General features: G+C 68.4%; 7 protein-coding genes and 1 pseudogene. 2 read left to right on the top strand and 6 right to left on the bottom strand.

Annotated features, from left to right (window positions below; genetic code table 11):
* The 4 genes and pseudogenes from VFF46_RS40100 to VFF46_RS40085 form a co-directional block, all read right to left on the bottom strand.
* A pseudogene (locus VFF46_RS40100) lies at positions 1-131 on the bottom strand (Fpg/Nei family DNA glycosylase); the annotation flags it as partial.
* Positions 132-293: 162 nt separating this feature from the next.
* Positions 294-761, bottom strand: a complete 468-nt coding sequence (locus VFF46_RS40095) for a ribose-5-phosphate isomerase (RefSeq protein WP_325042514.1) — start codon at positions 759-761, stop codon at positions 294-296.
* 17 nt (positions 762-778) lie between these two features.
* Positions 779-1,576 carry a hypothetical protein gene (locus VFF46_RS40090; RefSeq protein WP_325042513.1) on the bottom strand — a complete coding sequence of 266 codons (798 nt, stop codon included), beginning with the start codon at positions 1,574-1,576 and terminating at the stop codon, positions 779-781.
* An 80-nt stretch (positions 1,577-1,656) separates the two neighbouring features.
* The gene (locus tag VFF46_RS40085; protein ID WP_325042512.1) at positions 1,657-2,271 is read right to left on the bottom strand and encodes a DsbA family protein; all 615 of its coding nucleotides are present in this window, start codon (positions 2,269-2,271) and stop codon (positions 1,657-1,659) included.
* Positions 2,272-2,382: 111 nt separating this feature from the next.
* On the opposite strand from VFF46_RS40085, the gene pepN reads away from it, so the two are divergent.
* Together pepN and VFF46_RS40075 are read left to right on the top strand one after the other, a co-directional pair.
* Positions 2,383-4,956, top strand: a complete 2,574-nt coding sequence (gene pepN, locus VFF46_RS40080) for an aminopeptidase N (protein WP_325042511.1) — start codon at positions 2,383-2,385, stop codon at positions 4,954-4,956.
* Between the two features lie 184 nt (positions 4,957-5,140).
* Positions 5,141-5,578, top strand: coding sequence for a hypothetical protein (locus VFF46_RS40075; protein WP_325042510.1), 438 nt, complete (start codon positions 5,141-5,143; stop codon positions 5,576-5,578).
* Here the strand turns inward: VFF46_RS40075 and VFF46_RS40070 are convergent.
* Entirely contained in the window at positions 5,575-6,567 is a 993-nt protein-coding gene (locus VFF46_RS40070) for an aldo/keto reductase (RefSeq protein WP_325042509.1), read from the bottom strand. The two genes, VFF46_RS40075 and VFF46_RS40070, sit on opposite strands and share 4 nt — an antisense overlap.
* 33 nt (positions 6,568-6,600) lie before the next feature.
* The gene (locus VFF46_RS40065) at positions 6,601-7,401 is read right to left on the bottom strand and encodes a serine hydrolase domain-containing protein (RefSeq protein WP_325042508.1); all 801 of its coding nucleotides are present in this window, start codon (positions 7,399-7,401) and stop codon (positions 6,601-6,603) included.
* Positions 7,402-7,648: the final 247 nt, after the last annotated feature.

The following is a 7,648-nucleotide window of genomic DNA, read 5'->3' as shown; positions in this document are numbered from 1 at the left end:
AACACGTGCCCGTCGAGCAACGCGGCCCCCTCGGCGAACCGCCCCTGCGGGCTCGACGCCCGGACCACACGACCACCGAACGCATCCCAGACATCGTTCGCCAACCGATGCAGCGTATGACCTTCAGGCATGATTCCTCATATGGGGACGACAGGTAATTCCAAGGGCGGTAAGGCCTCGCCGGCCAGTCCGGCCGTGGTGGGTACTGGGCGGAGTATGCGGGCGAGGGATGTGTCCAAGCCTCGGCAGCCGGTGCGGCGGCGGGCGGTGTTGCCGGACGCCGACCGCGACGATCAGGACAGTGGTGGGAGATCGCCGGTCGACTCGTAGGCGTCCAGCATCTCGATCCGGCGGGTGTGCCGTTCCTCGCCGGAGTAGGCGGTCGCCAGGAACGTGTCGACGAACCCGGTGGCCTCCTCCTCGCTGTGCATCCGGGCGCCGACGCTGATCACGTTGGCGTTGTTGTGCTCGCGGCCGAGCCGTGCGGTGTCGGTGCTCCAGGCGAGTACCGCCCGGACCCCCTTCACCTTGTTGGCAGCGATCTGCTCGCCGTTGCCCGAGCCACCGATCACGATGCCCAGGCTGCCCGGGTCGCCGACCACGGCCTGCCCGGTCCGCAGGCAGTACGGCGGGTAGTCGTCGACGGCGTCGTACGCCGCCGGACCGTGGTCCACGACGTCGTGCCCAGCAGCGGTCAGGTGCTGCACCAGGTGGTTCTTCAGTTCGAAGCCGGCGTGGTCACAACCGATATGCACTCGCATGGCGAGCAATCTACTTGTCAGCTCACCGGTGCGCGTACGCCGCCCGGCACAGTCAGGGCGGCGGTCAGCTGCGTCACGGCCGCAGAGGCCTGCTCGTACGGCGTTCCGCACGGGTGCAGCGTGTAGACGGCCACGATGGTGCGGTCGTCCGCGCCGACGGTCCCTGTGGTGTGCAGTGCCTCGCGTACGAGGTCCACTGCGGACTCAGGCTTCGACTGCTCTGACTGATACCCGCTGGAGCCGGCGAAGCCGGACCAGCCCTGCTTGATGCTGAAGCCAGGCGCGAACACCGACGCGATCCCGAAGTACTGGTCGAACCCGTCGGTGCCGTTACGCGTCGCCTGGTGCAGCTGGCCCATCACGAACTCGCGGACCGGCTGCGGCGCCTCTTCCAGCAAGTACCGGTAGATGCGCACCGTGTCGTCGGCCGTGATCGCGACGTACCCCCAGAAGCCCGGGTGGGTCGCAGGCGGCCCTGCTGTGTGTGTCAGGCCGAGCCGCCCGACCATGCGCTCCACCAGCGCGGCACCGTCGCGCTGGTCCCAGTAGTAGCTGGCCGCGTCGTCGTCGCTGCTCCTCAGCATCACCTCGAGCCGCGACCGGTCCTCCTCCGGTACGGCGTACTCGGGGCCGCGGTCCCAGAAGAAGTCGAGCGCGATCAGCAGCTTCACCACCGACGCCGAGCGGAACCGGAACTCGGCGTTCTGCTGCTGGACGAACTGCCCGGCCTGGCGGTCGTAGACGGAAATTCCGGCGATCAGGCCTTCGGGGACCGAAAAATCACCGGCTGCGGGCAGCTCGTCACGCAAGGTCATCAAAACCTACTCACCACTGGACTGATTCCTGAGTGAGCAACTTTCACCGTCCGGAGGCCCGGAAGACAAGCCCTCAATTCTCAATCGAAGATCGGGCCGCGGTCCCGGGTGCGCTTGATCTCGAAGAAGCCCTCGGTGCCGGCCACCAGCCGGACGCCGTCCCAGAGCTTGCCGGCCGCCTCGCCCTTCGGCGCCGGCGTCACGACGGGCCCGAAGAACGCGGTGCCCTCGACCGAGATCACCGGCGTACCGACCTCCATGCCGACCTGGTCCATGCCGGCGTGGTGCGACTTCTTCAGCGCGTCGTCGTACTTGTCGGTGCGCGCCGCCTCGGCCAGCGACTCGGGCAGCCCGACCTCGGCCAGCGCCTCCTTGATCAGCTCGTCGACACCGTCGACGATGCCGCGCCCCTCGATGTGGATCCGCTTGCCGAGCGCCGTGTAGAGCGGCAGCAGTACGTCGTTGCCGTGTGCCTCCTCGGCCGCGATCAGCACCCGCACCGGGCCCCACGCGTTGGTCAGGAAGCTCTTGTACTGCTCGGGAAGCTCGTCGCGACCGTCGTTCAGGACGGCGAGGCTCATCACGTGCCACGTCGTCTTCACGTCCCGGACCCGCTCGACCTCGAGCATCCAGCGAGACGTCATCCAGGCCCAGGGGCAGGCCGGGTCGAACCAGAAATCAGCGGAGGCTGTCATATTCACCATCATACAAAGTTGAAACAATCGAGATACCGTCTTGGTATCCAATACCCACTGTCGAGGGGAAACCCTCGGCGAAGCCGAGAACCAGGTGCATAGGATGCGGACATGCCTGGAACCAACCTGACGCGCGACGAGGCGCGTTCCCGTGCGGCTGTGGTCAGCGACGTGAGTTACTCGATCGAGCTCGATCTGGCCGACGCCCCGACCGGTGCCCCGACCTTCGGCTCGGTGACCACCGTCACGTTCGCCGCCGAGGCCGGCGCGAGCACCTTCGCCGACCTGATCGCCGACCAGGTCCGGGAGCTGACGCTGAACGGCGTCGCCCTGGACCCGGACGCGGTCTACGACGGCGCCCGGATCCAGCTGGACGGGCTGGCCGAGCGCAACGAGCTCCGCGTGGTGGCCGACTGCCTGTACTCGCGGACCGGTGAAGGGCTGCACCGTTCGGTCGACCCGGCCGACAAGGAGACCTACCTCTACACCCAGTTCGAGGTGCCGGACGCCCGCCGGGTGTTCGCGACCTTCGAGCAGCCCGACCTGAAGGCCCCATTCACCTTTACGGTTTCCGCACCGGCCCGCTGGGTCGTGATCTCGAACGCCCCGGCCCCCGAGCCCACGCCGTACCAGGGCGCGAACGGCGAGGAGCTGGCGCGCTGGGAGTTCCCGCCGACCGAGCGGATCTCGACGTACATCACCGCGGTCGTCGCGGGTCCGTACCACGTGGTCACGGACGTGTACGAAGGCCCGCACGGGACGTACCCGCTGTCGCTGCTGTGCCGTCCGTCGCTGAAGGGCGCGCTGGACGTCGACGACCTGTTCGAGGTCACCAAGCAGGGCTTCGCGCTGTTCGAGGAAGCGTTCGGTACGCCGTACCCGTTCCACAAGTACGACCAGGCCTTCGTGCCGGAGTACAACATGGGCGCGATGGAGAACGCGGGCTGCGTGACGCTCCGGGACGAGTACCTGTTCCGCAGCCGGACGACGCACGCGGAGATGGAAGCTCGCGCCAACACGGTGCTGCACGAGCTCGCGCACATGTGGTTCGGCGACCTGGTCACGATGACCTGGTGGGACGACCTGTGGCTGAACGAGTCGTTCGCCGAGTGGGCCAGCCACTGGGCGCAGGTGGTCGCGACGACGAAGTACTCCGACGCCTGGACGACGTTCTGCAACGCCCGGAAGAACTGGGCGTACCGGCAGGACCAGCTGCCGTCGACGCACCCGATCGCGGCCGACATGATCGACTTCCACGCGGTCGAGGTGAACTTCGACGGCATCACCTACGCCAAGGGCGCGTCGACGCTGCGGCAGCTGGTCGCGTTCGTCGGCGAGGAGACCTTCGTCACCGCGCTGAAGGAGTACTTCAAGGACCACGCGTTCGGCAACACCGAGCTGACCGACCTGCTGAAGCCGCTGGAGAAGGCGTCCGGCCGGGACCTCGACGACTGGACCGAGCGCTGGCTGCGGACCGCCGGGGTGAACACGCTGCGCGCCGACTTCTCCGTCGACTCCTCCGGGGCCTTCACCTCGTTCGCGATCGAGCAGACCGCGGCCGAGAAGTTCCCGGTACTGCGGCCGCACCGGCTCGCGGTCGGCCTGTACCGGCGGACCGCTGACGGCCTGGTCCGGACCGAGCGGTTCGAGGTGGACATCGACGGCCCGCGCACCGAGCTCCCGGAGCTGACCGGCGCGACCCAGCCGGACCTGGTGCTGCTGAACGACGACGACCTCACCTACGCGAAGATCCGGCTCGACGAGCGCTCCCGGGCGACGCTGGTGGAGTCGATCGACCAGCTCACCGAATCGTTGCCCAGGGCACTCGCCTGGGGTTCGGCCTGGGACATGACCCGGGACGCGGAGATGCCGGCCAGCCAGTACGTCGGCATCGTGCTGCGCGGGATCCGGGCCGAGACCGACCTGACCGGCGTCCGTTCCCTGCTCGCGCAGGCCAACACGGCCGTCAACCAGTACGCCGCCCCGCAGAACCGGGCCGCCCTGCGCGCCCAGCTCGAGGAAGCGCTGGCCGGTCTGGTCGCCGAGGCCGAGCCGGGCAGCGACCACCAGCTGGCGTTCGTCCGGGCCTACAGCTCGGCGGTGTTCTCGGACGCCGGCGCCGACCGGATCGCCGGGTGGCTCGACGGCCGCGAGCTGCCGGAGGGTCTGGCCGTCGACACCGACCTGCGCTGGACGCTGATCGTGGCGCTGGCCCGGCTCGGCCGGATCGGTGCCGCCGAGATCGACGACGAGCTGACCCGCGACACCACGATCACCGGTCAGGAGCGGGCCGCCCAGGCCCGTGCCGCCCGGCCGACCGCCGAGGCGAAGGAAGAGGCCTGGCGGGTCGCGGTGGAGTCCGAGGACACGCCGAACGAGACGCAGTTCCGGACCATCCTGGGCTTCCAGCAGCCCGGCCAGGAGGACCTGCTGCGGCCGTACGTCGAGAAGTACCTGAGCGCGGCCAAGGACGTCTACACGCGGCTTGGCTCGTCCATGGGCGAGAACGTGCTGGTCTACCTCTCGCCGCGGCACCTGGCCGACCAGGGCGCGCTCGACGCGCTCACCGGCTGGCTGGCCGCGGAGTCGTCGTCAGTGGACGCTCCCACGCTCCGGTATGTCACCGAGGCTCAGGCCGACCTCACGCGCGCTATCGCCGCGCAGGCAACCGACACCGCCAGCTGAGGCTTCTGACAGGGCCGGTCTCATCACGAGACCGGCCCTGTTGTTTTCTTGGACGTCGCTTTGAACCTCGTCGTGCGGTAAGACTGGACCGGTGCCCGCCTCTGACCCCGCCTTGGCTGGTGCGGCAGCTGTTGCGCTGACCGGACTCGCAGAGGCGTACCGACCCCGCCCAGTCACTCCCCTGATGCCTTGGCGCTACGCCAACCGCCTGGTGAAGCCGTACGTCGTCACGGCCCGCGGACGGCAGTGGGACGACCAGATGGTCGAGACGGCCCGGGGTACGGCGACCCGGCAGCTCGAGTTCGACGACGCCATGGGCGCCGTCGGGCTCGGCGTCGTCGTACTGCATCTGGGCGACGACGGTGTCTACCTGGTGGTGCAGAGCTGGGCGCGGGACTTCCAGGCCCGGTTGAGCATCTTCAGCGGCATGGACGTCGACGACCTGCGCCCGGCGCCGATCGGTGCCGCGCCGTGCGTCTGGGAGCAGGAGGTGCTCAGCCACGAGCGCACGGCGTACGTCAACCACATCCTGGCCGCGGACGTCGACGTGGACGCCTGGCTGGACGACGCCCTCGACACCCGCCCGACAGTCCGCTACGACGGGATCCCGTCGGGGACCTAGTTGTTGCCGGCGGCGTCCAGGCGTCGGCGTTGGTCCGGTGTGAGCTCCAGGTCGGCAGCAGCAAGGCTCTCTTCGATCTGGGCCACTGAAGACGCGCCTACGAGTGCGACGGTCGGGATCTCACCACCTGTCAGCCAGGACAGCACCACCTGGTTCGCCGTTGCGCCTGTTTCCTTCACGACGTCGTCCAGCGCGTTCTTACGAGCTCTCGTACCGGCGTGGTCGTAAGACTTGTCCAAGGGCCTGTCAGCTCGTACGTAGCCGCCGCTGAGCAGCGGTGTGTACGCCACGAGCGTGGGGCCGGGCTCAGCGCGCAGGTAGCTCAGCAGGTTGCCGTCGGCGACGCCGATGCTCCCGTCCTTCGAACGGAGACCACCCTGGTCAGTACGGGCCCGGAAGTACGTGTGGTGGTACTGCAGCACGTCGTGCCCCGGTAGACCTGCCTCGGCGGGCAGCGCACGGTAACGCTCGAGCCGCCAGGTCCAATAGTTGCTCAGCCCGACCAGTCCGACCGTCCCCTCCCGTACCAGCGACCCGAACGTCTCGACCTGCTGCTCGATCGGTACGGCGAGGTCGTCGATGTGGGCGTAGTACACGTCGACGTGGTCGCGGCCGAGGTTGTCGAGGCTGCGGGCCAGCGACTCCTTGACCACTGGCGCCGAGAGCCCTTCCAGGTCCTCGCTGAGCTGTTTGGCCGGCCGCGGCGGCCGCCCGCCGACCTTCGTCGCGATCGTCAGCTCGTCCCCGACGCCGCGGCTCTTCAGCCACCGCCCGAGCAGCTGCTCGCTCTCGCCGCCCTGCGTGCCGTTGATCCAGAACGCGTAGTTGTTGGCGGTGTCGACGAACGTCCCGCCCGCCTCGACGTACCGGTCGAGGATCGCGAACGAGGTCGCCTCGTCGGTCACCGTTCCCATCAGCATCGCCCCGAGGGCGATCGTGCTGACCCGGCGCTGTCGCGCGGGGTCGCTTCCCATCGTCAGCTGTCGCATATCGCCAGCCAAACAACTAGAGCGCTGTCTAGGTCAAGAACCCTGGCAGAACGCGTCGTCGATGAGCTGCTTCGCGGCCTTCTCCTGGGCCATCGCGTCCGGCAGCGAGTCGTTCAGCTGCGTCGACATCGACACGACGACACTGCGCCGGCCGTCGGCGCTGACGCCCGTACGGGTCCGGTAGCCGATCTGGTCACCGCTCGGGATCCACACCGTCCCGACGCACGGGAGGTCCCGGGAGAAAACGCCCAGACCGTACCGCGCGTTCGGCCAGAACGCGTCCGTACTGCCGTCGGTCTTGACCGTGCGCATCAGCTCCCGCCGCTCCGCCGGCCACAGCAGCCGGCCGTCGAACACCGAGCGGATGATCGTGTCCAGGTCCTTCAGCGTGGAGATGTAGCCGCCGGAGGCATCCGCGTCGATCAGCTCGGTGGTGTCGGTGTAGGTGCCGGCGGTGAAGCGCGTGTACCCGTGCGCGTACGGCGGGGCGATCCGCGGGTCGGTGCCCGGGAAGTACGTGTTCGCGAGCCGGAGCGGGCGGACGATCCTGCGGTCCACCTCGTCGTACCAGGTCCGTCCGGTGACCGCCTTGATCAGCAGGCCGACCAGGTCGTAGCCCGTGTTCGAGTAGCTCCAGCCCTGCCCCGGCTGGAAGTCCGGCCGGTGGCTGAGCCCGGCGCGGACGACCTCGTCCTCGGCGTGGATCGTGAAGCGGCGTTCGTAGTACTGCTGCGCGTCCTCGATGACCGGGAAGTTGCGGTCGCGGGGGTGATGGTTGCTGCGAGTGCGAGAGTGGTGGCGAGCAGGCGCTTCATCCGGGGTGACTCCTTCCAAGTCGGTAGCCCGACCCTTCCAACGCCCGGCGGCTCCGGCCATCGCCTCCGGACCCGCCCTGTGGTCGCGCGAACGCTACCTGCGAGAGTCAAACGATTGTTCGTCGGCCGATCGTGAGGAGCCGTGCGCGGTGCGCGATTTCGCTGGTGGGAAGGAGATTCTTGCCACCTGAAAGCTGCTCACTTTCCCAGGAGTTCGGTTTAAGCTGCACCGGAGTTCTTGGGGAGGGACCGTTGTCGTGACACGT

Origin of the sequence: Kribbella sp., assembly GCF_035655035.1 — a bacterium.
In the GTDB taxonomy this organism is placed as follows: Bacteria; Actinomycetota; Actinomycetes; order Propionibacteriales; family Kribbellaceae; genus Kribbella.
The sequence above is the reverse complement of the archived record's forward strand: the minus strand, read 5'-3'. Positions and strand labels throughout refer to the sequence as shown.

Coding starts and splice junctions, on each gene's coding strand:
- VFF46_RS40085 (WP_325042512.1), bottom strand. CDS start 2,271: ATGACAGCCTCCGCTGATTTCTGGTTCGACCCGGCCTGCCCCTGGGCC.
- VFF46_RS40095 (WP_325042514.1), bottom strand. CDS start 761: ATGCGAGTGCATATCGGTTGTGACCACGCCGGCTTCGAACTGAAGAAC.
- VFF46_RS40070 (WP_325042509.1), bottom strand. CDS start 6,567: ATGCGACAGCTGACGATGGGAAGCGACCCCGCGCGACAGCGCCGGGTC.
- VFF46_RS40075 (WP_325042510.1), top strand. CDS start 5,141: ATGCCTTGGCGCTACGCCAACCGCCTGGTGAAGCCGTACGTCGTCACG.
- pepN (WP_325042511.1), top strand. CDS start 2,383: ATGCCTGGAACCAACCTGACGCGCGACGAGGCGCGTTCCCGTGCGGCT.
- VFF46_RS40090 (WP_325042513.1), bottom strand. CDS start 1,576: ATGACCTTGCGTGACGAGCTGCCCGCAGCCGGTGATTTTTCGGTCCCC.